A 20907-nucleotide genomic window follows, 5' to 3' on the forward strand; every position below is an offset into this window, starting at 1 on the left:
TGCTCCACGAGTATCAGCAGGTCGCATGACGTGCACCGAGATCGGGCGCCCACAGGTCCGGCCGCCGCTGGGCTCGAGCCGCCGTCCGGACACGACACGGTCTACCGCACGGGCACCTTCCCCAACCCCAACTCCGCCCGGTCGTAGGTGCCCTCGGTGACCCCCGCCGCCCGCAGCTTGACCTTCTGGGTCTTGCCGGTCTCGGTGCGCGGGAGCTCGGCGACCAGCTCCAGGTACTTCGGCACCATGAACCGCGGCATGGTGTCGACGCAGTACTCGAACAGCTCGCGCGGGGTGACCTCGGCGCCGTCGACGAGCACGACGACGACCTTCACCTCGTCCTCGCCGTGCTCGGAGGGCAGCGCGATCTGCCAGCTCTCGGCGAGCGCCGGGACCAGCTTGCCGTCCTGGTCGCGGGCCAGCAGCCGCTCGAAGACGTTGCTGATGTAGTACTCGTCGCCACCCGCGCGGGTGGTGTGCGGGTCGAGCGAGTTCGGCTCGACGCCGATGCCGATGACGAAGTCCTGGGTCTCGGCGGTGTTCGGCGCGGCGCTGCCGCCGCCGCCCCCGCACCCCGCCAGCAGCAGGGCGACCGCGGGGATCAGCGACAGAACGGCTCGGCGACGCCACGACCTGCGTCCTTGCAGCGATGGCATGGGTGGTCCCTCCCGGGGGCGGGTCGGTCTGGCGGTGGGTGGCGGCACGGGTCTACGGGGGTGACCCGGCGGGGCGGCTCAGTGCTGCCGCCCAGTACTGCCGTTCGGTAGTACCGACAGAAGGCCTGCGCGGCGCGATGTAGACGATCGGTAGTGCCTTCGGTCGACGTCAGCGAGGGTCTCCCGCCCAGACCAGCAAGATGGCCAGCTCGGTGGAGCCAGTTCGTCCGACTGCGACGCCAAGGTAGTACGACCGATCGGTAGCGTACGAAGCGCCTTGACAAGCTGTCAACGGCCCGTGAAGGTCACGCTCTGGGATCGCGGCCGCCCGGTCGTGATCCGGTGAGGAGTGGGGGTCGCAGATGGTGCGCAAGGTCCGCGACCTGGAGGTCCGCCTCGCCGAGGGCAACGAGAAGCTCACCCGGCTCATCGACGCCGCGGCGCACCTCTTCTACACCTCGGGCTATGACGCCACCTCGGTCCGCGACATCGCCACCGCCGTCGGCATCCTCAAGGGCAGCGTGTACAGCCACATCGACTCCAAGGAGGACCTGCTCTACAGCATCGTCTCCGAGGCGCACGGCCGGTTCGTCGCCGCGCTCGACGAGGTCCGCTACACCGAGGGCAGTCCGATCGCCCGGCTCCGCGCGCACCTCACCACCTACCTGCGGCTGATCATGACCAACCTGGAGAAGGTGCGGGTCTACGACCGCAACTGGCGCAGCCTGTCCGAGCCCCGCCGCGGCAACATCGCCGCTCGCCAACGCGCCTACCAGGAGGGCGTGGCCGACCTGATCAAACAGGCCCAGGAGGCCGGCGAGGTCCGGCCTGACCGCAACCCCGCCATGCTGGCCCGCCTCGTGCTGTTCTCGCTCAACTCGCTCAACTCGTGGTTCGACCCCCGCCTACACGACGGCGAGGAGGTCACCCGCGAGTTCGTCACTACGCTCATCGCCGGACTGCAGGCCGACGCCGGTCCCGCGGCGGAGAAGCGGTGACACCGGTGGAAGGAGGCGAATCCGCCTGCCGCATCAGGCTGCCCACCAGCGATCCTCCTCGCCGGCGGCCCGGTCTCCTCCACCCGCGAGTACGCAGATCTCCACGGTTTCACCCTGCAGCCCGCATCCCGGCAACCCGGAGGTCCCTCGAACTGGATGGGCGCGCGCAAGGAGGGAGCGATACGCCGGGCGGCCCCGCATGCCGACTCCGGTCCGCCGGCGCGGAACGGATCATCCGAACGCCGGCGTGCGGCTCCGCGGATCGCTCACGCGTCGTCGACGCCATCGCCCGATGTAGTGGTGCCGCCGTTGCGCAGGAAGTGACCCGGCGCCCGAGCACGTGATGAGCTGGCCGTCGTCCAGCAACAGGGGCAACCAGCTGTAGGCGGCGCCAGCTAGAGCGCCAGCCGGTCGCTGGGGCTATCCGCGTGTGATTACGTGGGCGTCATGGCCTATGTTCGCTCCCAGCGCATAGCGTTGTGGAACGGGCGCTACTCCGTCGCCTTCGGGTGTCCCGTACCAGCCGCGACCCAGACGACCCGGCGCTGCTCGTCCGGGCAGTACCAGATCCGCCCGCTGGCGGTCACCTCGTACTGCCACTGCTCAAGGACGCGACCGCTGATCTCGCGCGTCGCCAGCTGGCCACGTAGCCGGTGCTGGCGCGACGGGTTCTCCGGTTGGGTCGGCCGCTCGGTCAGCACGACCCAGGCCTCCCAGGTGTTCGCCCGCGCGACCCGGCACAGCTCCTCCCAGCCTTTGGCAGCCTCGGAAGTGGCGAACCTCGCTTCCCAACCGTCCGGCCGAGCCGGCGGCGCCACCCGTTCCCCGTTTCGCCGGCACCGTTCAGTCCTCCTTCGGGGCCGGCACCGGACCGAGGTCGTCGTCGAGCGGACCGGTCAGTTCCTCCACGAGTGCCGGGTCGGCATGCACCGCAGCAGCGGCTCGCCACTCCAGCAACACCTGTCCCAGCACCGACCACCGCCCGGTCTCGGCCGAAGCACCGACCGCTCGCACGAAGTCGACGGCGAACCGCTGCCGATCTTCTACCGGTAGCAGGTCAGCCCAGGGGAACTCCTCGGTCAGCACCTCCGCGGCTTGCTCAGCCGACAGGTGTGCGAGCGCGTTGCGCAGCGCCCGTGCAGCACTCACGGCACCCTCCGCGGCGGCGGCCACCTCGTCCTCGCGGACCAGAAGCAGCGACACCCCGTCACGGCGTCGCAGCCGTACCTCACCGCGATCGGCCAGAGCCGCCACGGCCTTCGGGTCGCGCTGCAACTCGCTCCACTGGACCTCGGTCGTCACCGCTCAATCATGAACTTGTTCAGGATTGTCTGCAACTGTCTGGTCCTGTCACTGCGCGTCATGCTCGGGGCGCGGCAACCCGCTCGCCGAGCAGGGCGTGAAGCCGAGCGCGGAGCGCGCTCTTACGTCGCTCGTAGAACGTCAAGAAGTCGGCGACGTCTTCAGGGACGTCCTGCAGATCGTTCTCGTTGATGTAGGTATCGCGCTGCTGCGGCGACCCGAAAGCAGCGGACAACCACGCTGCAGGCAGACTCGCCTGCTTTTCTACATTGGCCAGTCCCGCGAGCAGCTGGAGGTTGGGCAGGCGGTCGACCGCACCCCGGAACGTCTCGACGTCCTCGTGCGCCACACCAGCGCGGAGGAGCCGTCGCGGGGTGAACACCGAACGGGGGAAGATGTGGTCCTCGTGGAACGCTTTGCTCAGGTCCAGGCCGGGGTAGAGCATGGCGAGCACGGGGAACGTGCGTTGATGCCCGTACTTCAGCTCCAGCAGCTCATCGATCTCGGTCGGCTCGAACTCCAGCGACTTGCCGATCGCGGCCATCCCGTGCTGGACGGCTGCGACGGGGAATTTCCCGCCGAGGTGCTCATCAATGGCAAGGCGTATCCGCGCAAGAGTCGTGTCGAGACCCGACCCCCAGATCCCCCGCTTCATCAACGACCGGTTGACCCAGGTCTGCAGTGACTTCCGGTCCGCGGCGTGCGCACTCGAGTCCAGGTAGGAGTCGTCCAGACCCTTCGACGCGAGGAAGTAGGCGATGGGGATGACCACGCTGTGGGCGGTGAGACTGCGACTGGACAGGCCGAACCTGGTCAGCAGTGTGGCCGCCCGGATGAGCGCCGCCCGGGTTACGTCCCACGATTCTTCGACCTTCTTCATGTTCTCCTGGGTGAAGTTCGAGACGCGGAACCTCAGGTCGACGCCGGCGACCATGAGCGCCGTCTTGAGCACCACGTCCTTCGAGAAGGAGAACTGCCGCGATCCACCGGTGTTCAGCTCCTGGACGAGCGCACGCACCTCCTCGCGAGCATCCAACTGCTGCCACTGGTTCGTCGCCATCGAGAGGAGCAGGTCGGAGTAGGACAACGCAGTACCACCGCTGTTCACCCGGACGAAGATGTCGAGCACCTTGTCGGCGTCCTGCGAAGTCTCGAGGTAGTAGTTGATGGGCCGGTTGACGCGGACCGCCTCGTAGAGCGCGTAGAGCCGGTCGTAGTTGCCGGGCTGGTTGGTGTCGATCGAGCGCTCGTGGAGGGCGTTCATCAACGCCCGACCCGCGTTGGCGAGAGCGAGGATGTCACCAACCGGGTACCAACCGGCCGGTTCTCCAGGCTCGGGCTGCGCCTCGGCGTCGCTGAGGAAACGCAGGTCGTACCTCAACCCGAGCTCCTCGTGATCGGGGTCAGCCAGCAGGTTCAGGTGCAGTCGCTTCTTCGGGAAGGCGTCGGCACTGTTCCACCAGGCGTACTTCTTCTTCTCGCTGTGGCTGCCGTAGATGGCGATGTTCAACGAGGTCAGGCGCTGTTGGCCGTCCAGGATCGCGATTGTTGAATTGCCGGTGGGCACCACCGCTCTGGTCGCGTACGGGTTGTCACGTTCATGGTAGTGCGTGAGGAAGTCGTAGAAGGTGTAGCTGGCCGCGGTCGTTTCGTTGACCTTCCAGAAGAGAAACGATCCGATCGGGTATCCGCGCATCAAGCTGTCGAACAACCGCCTGATCTGCTCCTGGTCCCAGACGAACTCGCGCTGGATCGCCGGCAACAGGTACTGCTTCGCATGGATCCCGGAGAGGACTTCCTCAACGGTCACCGGGGTCTGAAAGGTCACCAATTACTCCTGTGCGCAAACGATGGGTCGAACGTCTGGAAGCCTCTGCGCCGGGATCGACCTCGTTCGTGCGGGCGGCCGCGCCCGCAACTCCCTGGGCAACGGCTCGGAATGCACCACCACGAGCTCCCGGTTGGCCCGCGTGAGGCTCGTGTAGAGCAGCCCGTGCTGCCCCGCCCGCGTCGGGAACGCGCTCGGTTCGACCACCACGACGGCGTCGAACTCCAGCCCTCTGGCCTGCTCCGGGTTCAAGACACGCACGGCCCGTCCCTGACGGACGAGCTTGCTGACGTCGTGCGGATCGACGGTGAAACCGGCCCGCCGCAGCGCCCGCATCACCTCAGCCGGGATCAGCGCGATGACGGCGACGGTCCCGCCCGGGTGCCGACCGAGCAGTTCCGTGGCCTCCTCGGCGACCCGGGCGCTGACCTCCGTGGGTCGTACCTTGACCTGGCGCGGTGGCGTGCCTCCGGCCTGCAGCGAGTCCACCGTCCGCTTCAGGCGGGGCAGGAGCCGGTCGGCGTACCGCATGATCTCCGCGGACGTGCGGTAGCCGCGCCGCAGCTCCTCGGTCCGCGACCCCGGCGTGCCGAGTTCCTCCACCACGTCCGGCCAGCTCGGACAGCTCCAGTCGAAGCGACGCTGGCTCATGTCGCCCAGCAGCGTCCAGCCGCCGGCCGGGTTGACCTGCCGCAGCACGGCCCACTCCAGCGGCGTGAGGTCCTGCGCCTCGTCCACCACGACGTGGTCGTAGGTCGTCGACGGGGAGGCGACGGCGAGGCTGCAGGCCGCCAGCAGGGGCAGGTGTCGCCGCGACCGACGGGCCACGCGCAGGTCGGGTAGCGCCCTCAGGTACCTCCGCCAGGCGACATCCCGCGTCACCCGGTAGCGGCCCACGTCAGCGACGCGGAGGGCCTCGTACACGGCGACGATCTGGTCGGCGTGCGCGGACCGCGGCCGCAGCCCGCCGGTGGTGCGAAGCAGGTTGGCTGTGTACTCGGCCAGCTCGGCGAGGTGGGCCTCGACGTCGCGGTCCTGGGTGGGCGGGCTGTCGTCAATGGCGTCGGGGAGCCGGCGCAGGTCGGTGAGGATCTCGGTGAGCGAGGCCGTCCCGACGCTGCCGGGGTTCTCGACGAGGTCGGTCAATACACCTTGGATATGGTGGCGGTAGTGCTCGGTCGGGCCGACGACCAGCACCCGCTCGCGTCCCTGCTCGCGGTGGGCCAGGAAGGCCGCGCGGTGCGCGGCGATGATCGTCTTGCCGGTGCCGGGCGGACCCTGGACGACCAGAGTGGCGTCGGGATCGGCGGTGACCAGGTCGTACTGCTCCGGTTGGAGCGTGGCGAGCACGCTGGACAACCGCTCTCGGCGCGGCGCCGCGATAGCCGCGAGCATCGCCCGCTCGGCCCGCGGCTTGGGGACGGGTTCCGCAACCGCAGCCGGTCGTTCCCGAGGGGCGCTCCTGCCCGGGAGGCGACGCCGCGCCGGAGCCTTGGGAACGGTCAGGGCGCGCGTCGCGAACGGCGGCTCAGTCCCGCGGGCGGGGCCGTCGTCGTCGATGTAGTCGTCGATCCGCCCGCGGCGCCGGACCAGGGTGCGGGTGACGGCGACCTGGTCGCACAGCTCGTGTCGGGCCCGGCCGCGGAAGAACGTGCTCGCGATGGGTGCCGCCCAGCTGAAGACGACCAATTGGTCTTCGTCGACGTGGCCGGAGCCGATGTAGAAATCGAGCCCGTCGAACAGGTCGGTCGGCTCGGCGAGCGCGACCCGGCCGACGAGGCCCTTCTCCGCGGGCGCCACGGTGCGCGGGGGCGTGTGCCGTGTACCCGGGCCGTGGCGAACCGTTACCCGGTCTTCCCGGCTGCGCTCCAGCGCCTTGCGGTACCGGTCGTCGGTGGCCTGTTCGTCGGCGATGATGCGCGCGAGTCCGCTGGTCATCAGACGATCTCCAGGTAGCAGGCGGCGAGGTGGGTCAGCGTCATCAGCGCCGGTCCGCTCCGGTGCAGCGACCGCAGCGCGGCCTCGTGGCGTTCCAGGGTCCGTCGTCGCTGGGCCTCGAACAGGTGCAGACTCCGACGACCGCGGGACCGGGCGGTCTCCAGCCGCCGGTCGATCACCGCTAGCCTGCGCTGCCGCTGCTCGGACAGGCTCACCCGCCGCGCCTCGACCAGGGCGTCGGCCTGCATGCGCCGCCGGTTCTGCTCGACGGCGAAGCGGCCCTGCAGCTGGTCGGTGGCCAGCTCGATCGGGTCCACGAGCTCATCGGTCCAGTCCAGGTCGAACGCGGTGGCCCGCAGCTCACCGCGGGCCAGCGCGGCCAGCAGCGCGTCCGGGACCGTGGACGGGGCCTCTTGGCCGTCAAGGTCGGTCGCGGCGCCCCACAGCTCCCGGCTGCCGCGGTCGCCCTCGCCGCTCACCAGTGCCAGGACCACCGCGTACCGGCCAGATGGCGCGGTGGCGTCGTGCACGCAGACGTTGGCGAACCGGGCCTGGCGGTGCCCAGGCACGGCGACTGCGGCCAGCACGAGCGGGTGGGTGGCCGTGAGCAGGGAGCCACCGCCGGTGCGGGCGTCCTCCTGGTCGAGCACCAGGCTCAGGTCGCGCTCGTCACGCAGCAGGTGTTCGAGGTCGGTGACCTCGTTCTGCATCCGGTGCCCGCGGCGGACGACATCGTGGACCTGGTCGGCCATGGTCGCGTTGCCACGCAGCACCACCCGGGAATCGTCGATGCGAACGGCGCCACGGGCCGTCTCGGCCCAGTCCTGCAGCAGATGGGCCAGCTCCCGCTGTCCGACGTAGCGACCGCCGCGCAGCAGGTCGCGCTCCAGCCCGGACACGTCCACGTCGTTGCTGACCAGCAGGTCCGAGGTGGCGTCGGCGAGCCGTTCGGCCTCGGCGCGCTTGCCCTCGATCGCGGCCAGGAACTGGTTCTCCTTGGCCTGGCGCTGGGCGTCGCTCAGCGAGAAGTCGCACACCGCCTCCAGCACGGCCGGCAGCCCGTCCTGGATGATCGGTTCCAGCGCGCCGATGGCCTGCTCGAAGACACCGATCCGCTCCAGGACGCGTTTGAGGATCTTCTCGTCGATGGTCTGCTCGTTGTAGAAGTTGACGACGAGGATCTTCTGCTCGGGCTGGCCGATGCGGTCGATGCGGCCGATGCGCTGCTCGACCTCCATCGGGTTCCACGGCAGGTCGTAGTTGACGACGACGGAGCAGAACTCGAAGTCCAGGCCCTCGCTGGCGACCCGGTTGGCCAGCAGGATGTCGAACTCGCCTGCCCGGAACGCGGCCATCACCCGGCGCCGCTCGTCGCGCGGCACCCCGCCGTGCAGGACCGCCACCCGCGCGTATGGGGACAGGCGTCGCTGCAGGTAAGCGAGGGTGGGGCGGGAGAACGTGAACAGCAGCGCCCGGCGGCCCTGCTCGACGAGGTCCTGCACGAGCCGGAGCAGGCGGTCGAACTTGAAGTCGTCGGACAACGCCCGCGCGGCCGCGACCAGCTCGGCGTGCGGTGGGATCGGCACGACCGGGGTGGGTTCGGCGAGCGGGTCGTCCTCGTCAGCCGGCACCCACTGGGCAGCCGAGCCGAGGACGGCGTCGCGGGCAGCGGGCAAGCAGGCGCTGGCCAGCCGCAGGGGCATCTGCATGCAGAAGTGCAGCGGTTGCCCGGCGTGGTCGGCCCGCCGGACGCACCACTGGACGTACTGGTCGTAGAACTCGTGCTCGGCGGCGGTCCAGACGACCTCGACCATCTGCGGCTCGCGCAGCGCCTTGTCCTCGTCGATCTCCGCCTTGCGGGTGCGGGTGATCACCGTGGACAGCGCGTTGAACTCAGCGAGGTGGCGCCGGACCTCGACCACGTCGGCCGGGGTCAGCTCGTCGCGGGCCAGCACGTCGCGCAGCGCGGGGAAGTCCGGCCGGCTCATCAGTGCGGCGCCGAACGTCATGGTCTTCAGCCGGTCCAGCACGGCCAGACGGTCCGCGCCCGACACCGTCCGGTCCAGCAGCGTGCGTTCCAGCTGGTGCAGCACAGCGTTGGGTTCCAGGCGCAGGTTGAGCACCTCGGGGTCGTCGAAGTCCTCGGGCGCGAGCAGTTCGAGCATGCTGAACAGGTCGCGGTTGCCCAGGTTGACCGGGGTAGCGGTGAGGAACACCCGGGCGTCGGCCCAGTCGCCGAGCTGCTCGCCGAGGGCGTGGCTGCGCGTGCCCGGGTTCCGCATGGCGTGCGCCTCGTCGACGATGATAAGGTCGAACTGCGGCGGCAAGTCGGCCAACTCGTCCAGCCCGTCCCACGCGCGCAGCCGTTCGAGGCTCGTGACGTGGGCGAACCGCTTCGGCAGCCGGTTCGCCCGATGCTGTTCCAGGAACCGGGCGAGCCCCGGGTTGTCCAGTTCGGTGACGGCGAAGTCGAACCGCTCCGCCATCTCCGCCTGCCACTTCCCCACCAGCGACGACGGCGCCACGATCAGGACCCTGGCCGCGGCGTGCCGGGCCTCCAGCTCGGTCCAGATCAGGCCGGCCTCGATCGTCTTGCCTAGGCCGACCTCGTCGGCGACGAGGATCCGTGTCGCCCCGGTGTTCAGCAGCCGCAGCACGGGCTTGAACTGGTACGGCCGGAATACCGTCCGGGTGGCCCGGAACGAGAAGACCGTGTCGGTCAGCGACGCCGCCAGCTTCCCGCGGGTCAGGGTCGCGCCGAACCGCTCGACCGTCGACGGCCTCGCCTGGACCCAGTCCGCCGGCTCGCTGCCCTCCGGTGCTGCCTCCAGGTCCGACTCGGCAACCCGCTGGTCGGTGCCGTCGAGCCGGATCTTGTAGAGCCACGAGCCAGCGTTGAACGCCCGTTCCCGGACCTGGGAGTCCCGGCCGCCGACGCGGGTGACCACGTCCTCGCCCACCGCGAACGCCGGCATCGGCACCGGCTGGCCGTCGTCCCACAGCTGCTCCGCCCAGTCGTAGGCGTCGCGGAGCGGCTCGTCGTCGGTCAGGTCTGCGACAGCGACAGCCATACCGTCGCTGGTGGCACCGGCGTTGACCACCAGGGCCAGCGGCTCGTCGAGTCCGGCGAACCAGTAGAGCCCGCGCGGCAGCGCGACCTCGGCGGCGGTGCGGATCGACCCGACATGGTCGACGACGTCCCGCACCCGACCGCCTACGACTACCAGGCGTGCAAACCGGATGGTCTGCAGGAGGGCGAGCAGGTCGGCCGGCTGGGGGTGGTAGCCGAACGTCGTGGCCACTTCCTCAGCTGAACGTACGAATCGCGCCATGCACCGCCCCGTCCCTCACCTCGCCGTGCAGGGAACATCGGTCGTGGACCGTGGAACGCGACGCCTATGTCAGATTTGCCTCTTTCCGGGGGAAGACCTTGCTCCGGTCGAGCTACCCAAGGTGACGCACGAGCGCTGAGCTGACGAAACGCCATGGCTCGCTACAGCGAGGCACAATGCGACCCCACTGTAGGGAGCTCGTCTCCCCGCTTCCGCGCGTCGAACCGGCCAGCCGACGACGACCGCTGGAGTCGCGTTGACCGCTCCCCATACCCGACGGATCCTCCCGCTTCGACTGGGCCGTAGTGGACCCCGGACTCCTGCGCACGATGCTGCTCGCCCGCTACCGAGCCGCCCGCCGCACTGCCGACCTCGACCGGATCGAAGAACTAGACGACGCCCACCTGATCGTCGAGGCCGAACGCTCGCTCGGCCGCCCGCTGCAGCTCAACCACCTGCCGGTCCTGGTCGACGTGCTCCGCGAGCACTGGGTCCCCGTCATGGACGACGAGGACGGCCGCCCTGTGCGAGTTGGTCAAGCTCGGGCTCGCTGGCGACGCCTGCACCCAGCGCACCCGCTGACGCCCCCGACAGGTTGAGGTCCTCCGCCAACGCCGCAACACCGACAACCTGCAGCGCAATCTGCGCACCTGGTTCGTCATGCTGCACACGACCAGCGACGAGGTACCGGGTCCACGAGCCCAGTACCGCTCGCGACCGCGCCGCGGTCGACCTGGTCGGCGTCGGCGAACTCGGCCGCGCGCCGTCCCGCACCAGGTCGCGGCTTGGGCGGAACTGGATGACTTGGACAAGAGGACCGGCCGTTGCGGCCTGCTCGGACTCCCCACCGGTGCGGGCAAGACCTGGACCGCGGTCGCCTGGCTGCAGCGTGGCCTCGACGCAGACCCCCGTCTGCGCGTGTTGTGGCTGGCCGAGCAGCGGAAATCGTCGTGTAGCCGGCTCATCTTTCCCGGGAGCAACTCGGCCGGGTAGCCGCTCTGAAGAACCGTCTCCGGAGCCGCCAACACCATGGCCACAGATTGACCACATCGACCAGCCCGCGAGCTGTGGCGACCACATGACAGCCACGAGAACGATGAGCGCCGAAGCCATCCTCGGACCGGATCCGATCCCGGGTGGAGGACGATGGCATGGACGAGCGGCCCGAGCGCCTTTGGGGCGTCACCGAAACGGCCGGATTTCTCGGCATCCCCGCCGCCACCCTCTGCCAATGGCGCTACCGCGGCTACGGCCCCCGCTGCCGTCGAGTTGGCCGATACCTCCGCTACGACCCGCGGGACGTCTGGAGCAGCCGCCCAGGCGCAGCGCAGGGCGGTCCAACTCGCTGATAGACCGGCGGTCTTCGTCGCTGAACGTAGCCAACGGCGCGGTCTGCGCTCGTCGTCCACTTAGGACAATCAACAGCTCTTGTGCCACGGATGTGCCATGGAAACGATCACTTGGCACGTTTCCGCAGCCCACAGGCGTGGAGCGGACGAGCTGGCCTGTAAGCCGGACGAAGATCGACATCTCGCAACGCTTCTCGAAGTCTCTCGCAACCTGCCGTGAGCTGCAGAAAGGGGATACGAGAGGCTCTGACGTCTCACAGCATTTTCCATGATCGTGTGCCCGATCCGTGCCATCCGATCATGGCCAGCCGGGCTGGAAGGACTCCCGGCGCGCTCACGCTCGGCTACCGAACCCGACCGCCGACAGGTCCGGCAAATTCGGGCCAGTGGTGATCGTACGAGGGACCCGCCGCGGGTCGTCGCGATCGCCCGGTACCGCCGGTACGAGATCCGGGTCAGCGTGCAACTGACCACCGGCAAGGGCGGGGGCGCCCGGCACTGGCGGGTCGCCACGATCTAATAGCGGCCCGAGGGGGCTATGCGCTGCTGTACCTCGGCCTCAGATCCTGCTGGCTCGCCCGTCGAGGACGCGGTCGATGTCATGGCTCGTTCGGTGAGGTTGGCGGGAGCGCGGCGCTGGCGGCCGCCGGCTAAGATTCAATCTCGTCACTGCTGACTGCGAGCAGGACAAGCCCGCCGGAGCCGCCGACGGCAAGATGTGCTGCTCGGCCCGCTCGGGAGCCCTCGTTCGGCACCGTGACGGTGGCGACCGCAGCGACAGGCCCCGCGAACACAGCGCTAGCTGACTCGATGCCGGTGGTGAGGTCCCACAACCGCACGGTCCCGTCGGTGCTGGCGGTGGCGAGCAGGGTGCGTCCGTCGGGCGCCCCGACCGCCGTCACCGCGGTCACCGGGCCCGTGTGGCCCGTCAGCAGGTTCCCGACAGGGGCGCCAGTGGTTGGGTCCCACAGCCACACCGTCCGGTCCCAGCTGTCGGCGGTGGCGAGCAGTGAGCGTCCGTCGGACGTCTCGACCGCGGCCATCGCCGTCACCTCGCTCGGGCGGTGTTTGGTCAGTGGGTCCCCGATCGGGGCGCCCATGGCCGGGTCCCACATCTGCACCGTCCCGTCCCAGCTGTCGGCGGTGGCGAGCAGTGAGCGTCCCTCGGACGTCTCGACTGCGGCCATCGCTGTCACCGCCAGGTTGTGGCCGGCCAGTGGGTTCCCGACGGGGGCACCGGTGGCCGGGTCCCACAACCGCACCGTCCGGTCGTCGCCGGCGGTGGCCAGCAGCGTGCGCCCGTCGGGCATTTCGACTGTCGCCGCGGCCTCCACCGGGCCGGTGTGGCCGACCATTGGTTCCCTGACCGCGGCGCCGATAGTCGGGTCCCACAACCGCACCGTCCCGTCGTGGCTGGTGGTGGCCAGCAGGGTGGATCCATCGGTCATCTTGATTGTGGCCATCGCGGTCACCATGTCGGTGTGACCGGTCAGTGGGCCCTCGACAGGAGTGGCGGTGGTTGGGTCCCAGAACCGCACCGACCCGTCCCAGCCCCCGGTGGCCAGCAGAGCGCGCCCGTCGGGTAGCCCGACCGCGGCCACCGCCGTCACCGAGCTGGAGTTGCTGGTGAGCGGATGTGCGGCCGGTATGTCGGTTGGGTCCCACAACCGCACCGTCCGGTCCCAGTTGGCGGTGGCCAGCAGGGTACGTCCGTCAGGCAGCTCGACCGCCGCCATCGCCTGCACTGCGCTGGTGCGACTGGCCAGAGGGTTCCCGATGCAGGTGGCCGTGGCCGGGTCCCACAACCGCATCGTCCGGTCCAAGCTGGCGGTGGCCAGCAGGGTATGCCCGTCGGGCATCCTAACCGTCGCCATCGCCCACACCGGGCGGGTGTGGCCGGTCATCGGGTCCCCGACCGGGGCGGCGGTGCCCGGGTCCCACAACCACACCGTGTCGTCCCAGCCGGCGGTGGCGAGCAGGGTACGACCGCCGGGCAACTCGACCGCCACTATCGCCCGCACCAAGCTGGTGTGGCCGATCATCGGGTGCCCGACCGGGGTGGCGGTGGTTGGGTCCCACAACCGCACCGTCCGGTCGTTGCCGGCGGTGGCCAGCAGGGTGCGGCCGTCGGGCAGCCTGATTGCCGCCACCGCCGTCACCGGGCCGGTGTGGCCGGTTAGTGGGCTGCCGACCGGGACGTCAGTGGTCGGATCCCATAACCGCACGGTCGCGTCGTCGCTAGCGGTGGCCAGCAGGGTGCGCCCGTCAGGCATCCCAATTGCCGCCACCGCCGTCACCGGGCCGGTGTGGCCGGTCAGCGGGTTTCCGACCGGGGCGGCGGTGGCCGGGTCCCACAACCGCACGGTCGCGTCATCGCCACCGGTGGCCAGCAGGGTGCGCCCGTCGGGCATCCCGACCGCCGCCACTGCATCCACCCCGCTGGTGTGGCCGGTTAGCGAGTCTCCGACCGGAATGCCAGTGGCCGGGTCCCAGAACCGCACCGTCCCGTCGTTGCCAGCGGTGGCCAACAGGATGCGGCCATCGGGCCCGGTCAGGCTGGCCAGGGCGTTGATCCGTGAACGGGTGGTGCCGATGATGTTGTCGGGTACCTCCCAGTGCGCCCAGCGGGCCTGCAGCCGGTACCCGCTGGCCGGCCGCCCGGAGGTGCGCATGGTGCGGCCGGTGCCCGCGGCGTGCGCCACGATGAGGCTGGCGTATCTGTCGGCCGGGGTGATGTCCTCGGCGGCGGTGAGGAAGGGTTCGATGCGGGCCCAGGCGGCCAGGGTGGGCCGGTCGCCGGGGTCGGTGATCGGCAACCCGAGCAGCGCTCGGACTCGTCCGCTGGTCTCCCACGCCAGGAACTCGGGTGGGACGTGCTGATCGTCGAGGGCGTCACCAGCGGCGGCGTGTTCGGTGAGGTAGCGGCGGATGTAGGGGTGCGGCGGGTGGGTCGGGTCGGTGCTGGCGAGCGCGGCCAGGCGGCGGGCTATGCGCTCGTGTACCTCGGCCTCAGTCCCTGCCGGCTCGCCCGCGGAGGGCGCTGTCGGTGTCACGGCTGTGTCGGTGAGATCAGCGGATAAACGTTGCCAGCCAGCGGGTACGACTCGGTCGCATCAGTGCTGATCGCGAGCAGGGCAAGCCCGCCGGGGCCGCCGACGGCTAGATGCGGGGTTCGGCCCGGTCGGGAAGCCTCCGTCGGCACGATGACGGTGCTTATCGCAGCGACAGGGCCCGCGAACACGGCCCTCGCCGATTCGGTGCCGATGACGGGATCCCACAGCCGGACCGTGTTGTCGGAGCTGGCGGTGGCAAGCAGGGTGCGGCCATCGAGCAGCCCGACGGCCGTCACCGCGGTCACCGCACCGGTGTGGCCGGTCAGCGGGTCCCCGATCGGACTGCCGGTGGCCGGGTCCCACAATCGCACCGTCCGGTCGTAGCCGGCGGTGGCCAGCAGGGTGCGTGTGTCGGGCATCCCGACCGCCGCCACGGCCTCCACCGGGCCGGTGTGGCCGGTCAGCGGCTCCCCGACTGGGGTGTCGGTGGCCGGGTCCCACAACTGCACCGACCCGTAGGAGCCGCCGGTGACGAGCAGGGTGCGGCCGTCGGGCATCCCGACTGTCGCCATCGCCTCCACCCTGCCGATGTCCCCGGTCAGCGGGACCCCCACCGGGGTGTCGGTGGCCGGGTCCCACAACCGCACCGTCCGGTCGTTGCCGGCGGTGGCCAGCAGGGTGCGCCCGGCGGGCAGCCTGATCGCCGCCATCGCGCGCACCGAGCCGGTGTGGCCGGTCAGCGGGTCCCCGACCCGGACGCCGATAGTCGGGTCCCACAACCGCACCGTCCCGTCCCAGCCGGTGGTGGCCAGCAGGGTGCGCCCGTCGGGCAGCCTGATCGCCGCCATCGCGCGCACCGAGCCGGTATGGCCACCTGGCGGGTCTCCAACCGGGACGCCGGTGGCTGGGTTCCACAATCGCACCGTCCGGTCGTCGCTGGCGGTGGCCAGCAGGGTGCGCCCGGCGGGCAGCTCGACCGCCGCCACTGCCCGCACTGGGCCGGTGTGGCCGGTCAACGGCTCCCCGACGGGGGTGGCGGTGATCGGCTCCCACAATCGCACCGTCCCGTCGTCGTCGCCGGTGGCCAGCAGGGTGCGCCCGTCAGATAGCCCGACCGCCGCCATCGCCGACACCGATGACGCTGCCCCGGTGTGGCCGGTCAGCAGGGTTCTGACCCGAATGCCGGTGGCCAGGTCCCACAACTGCACCGTCCGGTCGATGCTGGCGGCGGCTAGCAGGGTACGTCCGGCGGGCAGCTTGACTGCCGCCACCGCCCGCACCCGGCGGGCGTGGCCGGTCAGCGGGTTTCCGATCGGACTGCCGGTGGCCGGGTCCCACAACGGCACCGTCCCGCCGCCGCCGGTCGCGAGCAGGGTGCGCCCGTCGGGCATCCCGACCGCCGCCACCGCCGCCTCCACTGCGTCGGTGTGGCCGGTCAGCGAGTTGCCGACCGGGGTGGCGGTGGTCGGGTCCCAGACCTGCACCGTCCCGTCGTAGCCGCTGGCGGTGGCGAGCAGGGTGCGTCCTTCGGCGAGCCTGACCGCCACCACCGCGGTCACCGGGCCGGTGTAGCCGATCAGCGGGTTTTCGATCGGGATGCCGGTGGTCGGGTCCCACAACCGCACCGTCCCGTCATCACTGGCAGTAGCCAGCAAAATGCGCCCGCCGGGACCGGGCAAGCTGGTCACGTCGTTGATCGGGGATCCGGTGGTGTCGATGATGTTGTCGGGCACCTGCCACCGAGCCCAGCGGGCATGCAGCCGGTACCGGCTGGCCGGCCGGACAGAGATGGGAAGGGCGCGGCCGGTGACCGCAGCGTGTACCACCGTGAAACTGGCGTATCTGTCCGCCGCGGGCAGGTCACCGGCGGCAGTCAGGAAGGGTTCTATGCGGGCCCAAGCGGCTAGGGCGGGCCGGTCGCCGGGGTCGGTGATTGGCAGCCCCAGCAGCGTTCGAACTCGTCCGCTGGTCTCCCACGGGAGGAACTGTGGTGGGACGTGCTGGTCGTCGAGGACGTCACCGGCGACGGCGTGCTCGGTGAGGTAGCGGCGGATGTAGGGGTGCGGAGGGTGTGCTGGGTCCGTGGTGGCGATCGCGGCCAGCCGGCGAGCGATGCGCTCGTGCACACCGGGTTCTCGCCCGTGAGGTGTCCCGGTGACGGTGGTCATGGGTGTGGTGCTTGGTGCAGAAGTCGGTCGGGATGTTGGCGGAGGGCGACGGCGAGCAGGTCGTGGGCGGGACGGTGGACAACGCGGTCGTGTTCGACGTCGCGGGTGAGGTAGCCAGCGAGGCGTCCGCTCAGGACCTGTTTGATGGTGGTGTCGGGGTTGGTGAGGGGGCGGTCGAGGACGGCTTCGGCTATGGCGGGCCAGACCTCGGCCCAGGGCACGCCAGCGCCACGGGCGAACGCGGCCGCGCGCAGGACCGCGAGCAGTTCGGCAGGGTCAGTGGGCATGTCCGCGGCAGCGACGTCGGTGAGGTCGGCGCGTAGTAGCCCGACGATGCCTTCGGCGAGGGTGGCCCGCCAGGCGGGGTCTTGGAGGTCTTGACGGTGGGCTGCCTCGCGCAGGCGTTGCCCGGCCAGCCGAGCGTCCAGGAACGAGGGTGCGACAGCATCGGCGACGACGCTGGCCGCGTCGTGACGGGCAACTGCGGCGTCGTTGTCAGCGGCGTCGTTGTCGGCGTCGCGTAGCTGCGCGTGAGGGCTCGTTATGGAGGTGGCGTAGGGCGAGCCCGGGGTGTCGAGGAGGGCTTCGACGTAGCCGGCGATGTCGTCCCGCGTACCGGGGCCGTCGGTCCGGATGGTGTGCACGTCGATGGGGTGGGCGCTGCGGGCGAGCAGGTCGAGCAGCCCGTGCTGATCCTGACCGGGGCCGGGTGAGGACCGCACCCCGACGAGCAGGCGCACCAGCCGCCGCCCCGCGGCGTCGGTCAGGCGCAGCAGCGGCCCGAGCTGGTCGACCACCACGGTGACCGGCTGGATGGCCTCGTCGAGGCCATCGACGACCAGAGTGGCGCGCCCCCCGCGGGCGGTGATCGCGGTAACGGCGGTAGCGAGTTGGTGGCGCAAAGCCTGTCCGGGGTCCTCCCCCGGCGCGGGGGGTTGAGCGGGGTGGCCGAGGGCGTCTAGCAGGTCGCCAGCGATGGTGCGGGCGTCTTTTTGGCGGGCCAGGACCGCGGCGTCGATCGACCCGGGCGGGGGCAGCGTCGCAGGTGGGGCAGCGCTGACGGCGTCGCGGTAGCGGGGGTTAGCGCGTAGGTTCGGGTCGGACAGGGTGACCGCGCGGGCGATGACCGCGGACTTCCCGGTGCCCGCGGCGCCGGTGACCACGAACAACCCGTCGCCCTCGCGCAGGAACTGCGCAACCCGGATGCTGAGCTCGACGCGGCCGGTGAAGTACCAGCCGGGGTCGGTGCCCGAGACCCGTCCGGTGGCGCGGTCGAGCCAGTAGTCCAGCTCCGGCTCCGGCGTCGCGGCTTGAGCCAGCGCGGGGCCGATGGCGTGGGTAAGGGTGGTGAAGCCGGGGTTGGGCAGGCACGGGTGGGGTTGGTCGCTGGGGTTGACCGGCCACACCAGGATTGGGTCGTAGAGAGGTGGGTCGGCGCGGGCGGCCTGGACGAGCTCACGGCGGAATTCCTCCACGCTCAGAAGCGGGCGAGTGATCCCCGAGCGCTCGCGTAGGCGCTGGTCGACCCGGTGCAGCAGTTCGGTGAAGTCGACAACGCGGGGTTTCTCGTCGAAGCGGCCGGTGACGAACACCGCCAGGGAGTCCAGGCGCTGGCGCTCGTAGGGCAGGTCGCGGGCTAGGGCGTCGAGCTCACCGCGCAGCTGCCCGGCGTGGCAGGCGTTGACGATCACCACCACGTGCTCGGCGTCGGAGCCCAGCGCGGCACCGATCAGCTCGCTGGTGGGGTAACCGGTGGCCCACAGTCGCTGCGGGTGGCTGTCGGGCAGCTCCAGGTAGTGACGTTGCCCTTGGCTGAGCCGCCCGTGGCCGGTCAACACGAGCACCAGGCAGTCCGACCCGGTGAGCTCGCGCAGCCCAGTCTCGTGCACGAGGTTCTCAAGGTGGCGTCGGCTGCGCAGCGGCCTGCCGGGACGGGCGGTCACAGGGTGCGGGGTGAAGGCGTGCTCCCCCAGCCGCGGGTTACACCACCAGCGCTGCAGAGCCTGGTCCTGCTCGGCGAGCTTGGCTAGGAACGCCGGGGTCACATCGGCGTAGTCCCGTACGACGAGATTGACCAGCCACCGCTGCACCTGCTGCACCACCGGCTGCTCCTCCTGGTGTGCGCCGACAGGACCGTCACGCTATCGGTTTGCCCACCCGACCGGGTGCAGCACCTCGCTACGATCCCCGACCATGACAGCCCCACAGCGGCAGGAGCAATCTGGGTTGGTGGGGCAGACGGTGCGCGGGCCGGTGTCGCCGGACGCAGTGGTGGTGATTCCGGGGATCATGGGCTCCGCCCTGTGCGAGGGCGATGAGGTGCTGTGGGGGATGCACCGGCTGGGCTGGTACCGCCAGGCGTGGCGCCATCCGTCGTCGCTGGCCCGGCTGGCGCTCACCGACGCCGAACGCGAGGGCGACTACTCGCGGGTGCGGCCGGCCGGCTTGCTGCGGGCGCCGGCGTTCGCGCCGTTCCTGCGCGGTATCGAGCCCTACGGTGGCCTGGTCAACGCGATCACCGAGGTGGTCGCCGACCCGGCCGCGGTGCTGGAGTTCGCCTACGACTGGCGCCTGCCGGTCACCCACAACGCCGCCCTGCTGCACACCGCCGCTGCCGAGCACCTCGACACCTGGCGCAACCACCCAACGTATGAGGAGATGCGCCGCGCGCTGCCCGACACCCGCGAGCCCCAGCTGGTGCTGGTCGCACACTCGATGGGCGGGCTGCTGGTCCGCGCCCTGCCCTCGGGGCTGGATATTCGCGCCACCACCACCTTGGGTACCCCGTTCGACGGGGCGGCGAAGGCCGCGGTGATCCTCAACGCCGGCCGCGGCGCCCCCGTGCCGCTGCCGCGCACCATACTGCGAGAACTGGCCGCAACCCTGCCTGGCCTGCACGACCTGCTGCCCGTCTACCGCTGCGTCGATGATCTGGACGGAGACGGTGACCCGCGCCGGCTCACCCCCGTCGACGTCGAGGCGTTGGGCGGGGACCGCGAACTAGCTGCGGCGTCGACAACCATGCACACCGCCACCGCCGACAACCCGCTACCCGACCACTACGCCATGATCGGCGTCCGCCAGCCCACCCCGGCCACCCTGACCCTGCGCGACGGCGTCGTCGACGCTCATCAGCACACCTTCCGTGCCCGCGGCGGGGTGTTCGACCGCGATGCCGACGGGGTGCTCGTGCGCTACCTCGAACACGGCGACGGCACCGTCCCGCTTAACTCCGCTCACCCGCGTGGGGGGCCGCGCCCGACTTCGATCACCCAGCAACACGGCCCGCTCGCGTCCTGCCGCGAAGTCTGTGAGGCCGTCCAGGCAGTGCTGCTCGAACGCGCACCGGACGAGGATCGCCTCGGCTCCGATGAGGTTGGAGTCGACCTGCCCGACCTGGTCGACGCCGGCACCGAGTTCGACATTGCGCTGACCTGGATCGACGGCCCCACCGACGCCATCATCACCGTGCAGGACGAGACCGGCCACATGGTCGATCACCCGACGATCTACCGAGCCGCCGGCGGTTGGCGCGCCGAGGTCCGCCCCCTCCCGGCCGGGATCCACCGGATCACCGTGACCCCGGGTGGCACATCCCCAATCAGCCAACTCGTGTTGGTCGACGACGCGTGACGGCGATGGGCCAGCACGCACGAGCTGCCAGGGTGGTCGAGGCGCCCGGCGAGGATCGAGCCCACCACTTCAACGTGCACAACAACGTGCACGACCGGCGTCCGTCCGCCGACGCTGGCGGCGGCGCCGCTGCCCGGCAACTGCTCGTACTGATCGGCGCCCCCGCAGCGCCGGGTCGGTGCCGATGACCACCGGCAGCCAGCAGGCCCCAGCAGGCGAGCCCGGAGAGCCTGAGGAGTCGGAAACTGGTGTACACGAGCGGATCGCCCGTCGGCTGGCCGACCTCGCTGCCACCGACCCGCAGCACCCGCCGCACCCCTACATCCGCCGCTACCTCACTGAACACGCCGCCCACGGCGGTGTCCTCGACGACGCCCATGTGCCAGCGGAGTTCCTGCCGTGGGAAACCAGCGGACGGGTGCGGGCTTCACTGGGATTGCCGTTCACCCACCCCGATGACCGGCCGGCCCTGGCGGCGTGGGCACGGATCGAGCCCTTCCTCACTGCCGACACCACCGCTAGCTGTACTGACCGGACAGGTTGGTCAACCTGGTGATGGGCGGGACCCGTCCGATGGCGGTGTGGGGTCTGTGATGGTTGTACTCGTGGATCCAGCCCGGTAGGGCCTTTCGTCGCTGCGACTCGCTGGT

The 20907-nt window shown here is 70.5% G+C and carries 14 protein-coding genes; 4 read left to right on the forward strand and 10 right to left on the reverse strand.

Annotation, left to right across the window (positions count from 1 at the left end):
• Positions 1-101: 101 nt before the first annotated feature.
• Positions 102-656: an AMP-binding enzyme gene (locus KIK08_RS16350; protein WP_214404017.1), complete on the reverse strand. Its 555-nt coding sequence runs from the start codon at positions 654-656 to the stop codon at positions 102-104.
• Between the two features lie 362 nt (positions 657-1018).
• Here KIK08_RS16350 and KIK08_RS16355 point away from each other — a divergent pair, with 362 nt between their 5' ends.
• Positions 1019-1654: a TetR/AcrR family transcriptional regulator gene (locus KIK08_RS16355; protein WP_214404018.1), complete on the forward strand. Its 636-nt coding sequence runs from the start codon at positions 1019-1021 to the stop codon at positions 1652-1654.
• Positions 1655-2145: 491 nt separating this feature from the next.
• Here KIK08_RS16355 and KIK08_RS39975 read toward each other — a convergent pair whose 3' ends face one another.
• From KIK08_RS39975 to KIK08_RS16380, 5 genes are read right to left on the reverse strand one after another with little or no spacing between them, the layout of a single operon-like run.
• On the reverse strand, positions 2146-2472 hold the full coding sequence (locus KIK08_RS39975; RefSeq protein ID WP_250557133.1) for a hypothetical protein: 327 nt from the start codon (positions 2470-2472) through the stop codon (positions 2146-2148).
• 25 nt (positions 2473-2497) lie between these two features.
• A complete protein-coding gene (locus KIK08_RS16365; RefSeq protein WP_214404019.1) occupies positions 2498-2956 on the reverse strand; it encodes a hypothetical protein in 459 nt (152 codons plus the stop codon).
• Between the two features lie 58 nt (positions 2957-3014).
• Positions 3015-4784 carry a DUF262 domain-containing protein gene (locus tag KIK08_RS16370; protein ID WP_214404020.1) on the reverse strand — a complete coding sequence of 590 codons (1770 nt, stop codon included), beginning with the start codon at positions 4782-4784 and terminating at the stop codon, positions 3015-3017.
• 3 nt (positions 4785-4787) lie between these two features.
• The gene (locus KIK08_RS16375) at positions 4788-6722 is read right to left on the reverse strand and encodes an AAA family ATPase (RefSeq protein WP_214404021.1); all 1935 of its coding nucleotides are present in this window, start codon (positions 6720-6722) and stop codon (positions 4788-4790) included.
• Positions 6722-10024, reverse strand: coding sequence for a DEAD/DEAH box helicase (locus tag KIK08_RS16380; RefSeq protein WP_214404022.1), 3303 nt, complete (start codon positions 10022-10024; stop codon positions 6722-6724). Before KIK08_RS16380 ends, KIK08_RS16375 begins: the two co-directional genes overlap by 1 nt.
• A 335-nt stretch (positions 10025-10359) precedes the next feature.
• On the opposite strand from KIK08_RS16380, the gene KIK08_RS16385 reads away from it, so the two are divergent.
• Positions 10360-10653 carry a hypothetical protein gene (locus tag KIK08_RS16385; protein ID WP_214404023.1) on the forward strand — a complete coding sequence of 98 codons (294 nt, stop codon included), beginning with the start codon at positions 10360-10362 and terminating at the stop codon, positions 10651-10653.
• A gap of 1400 nt (positions 10654-12053) precedes the next feature.
• On the opposite strand, the gene KIK08_RS16390 is transcribed toward KIK08_RS16385, so the two are convergent.
• From KIK08_RS16390 to KIK08_RS41750, 3 genes are read right to left on the reverse strand one after another with little or no spacing between them, the layout of a single operon-like run.
• On the reverse strand, positions 12054-14456 hold the full coding sequence (locus KIK08_RS16390) for a WD40 repeat domain-containing protein (protein ID WP_214404024.1): 2403 nt from the start codon (positions 14454-14456) through the stop codon (positions 12054-12056).
• A complete protein-coding gene (locus tag KIK08_RS16395) occupies positions 14453-16624 on the reverse strand; it encodes a WD40 repeat domain-containing protein (protein ID WP_214404025.1) in 2172 nt (723 codons plus the stop codon). The genes KIK08_RS16390 and KIK08_RS16395 overlap by 4 nt, the downstream gene beginning before the upstream one ends.
• Positions 16621-18726 carry an AAA family ATPase gene (locus tag KIK08_RS41750; protein WP_214404026.1) on the reverse strand — a complete coding sequence of 702 codons (2106 nt, stop codon included), beginning with the start codon at positions 18724-18726 and terminating at the stop codon, positions 16621-16623. The genes KIK08_RS16395 and KIK08_RS41750 overlap by 4 nt, the downstream gene beginning before the upstream one ends.
• A 127-nt stretch (positions 18727-18853) precedes the next feature.
• Here KIK08_RS41750 and KIK08_RS16405 point away from each other — a divergent pair, with 127 nt between their 5' ends.
• A complete protein-coding gene (locus tag KIK08_RS16405) occupies positions 18854-20257 on the forward strand; it encodes a lipase/acyltransferase domain-containing protein (RefSeq protein WP_214404027.1) in 1404 nt (467 codons plus the stop codon).
• Positions 20258-20441: 184 nt separating this feature from the next.
• Positions 20442-20813 (forward strand): hypothetical protein, encoded by a 372-nt coding sequence (locus KIK08_RS16410; protein WP_214404030.1) that lies wholly within the window; start codon positions 20442-20444, stop codon positions 20811-20813.
• Here the strand turns inward: KIK08_RS16410 and KIK08_RS16415 are convergent.
• Positions 20776-20907, reverse strand: a 132-nt coding sequence (locus KIK08_RS16415; protein ID WP_214404029.1) for an integrase core domain-containing protein, incomplete at its 5' end; no start/stop codon positions are given. The genes KIK08_RS16410 and KIK08_RS16415 overlap by 38 nt on opposite strands.

The sequence above is a fragment of the Pseudonocardia lacus genome, from assembly GCF_018531445.1.
Taxonomy (GTDB): domain Bacteria; phylum Actinomycetota; class Actinomycetes; order Mycobacteriales; family Pseudonocardiaceae; genus Pseudonocardia; species Pseudonocardia lacus.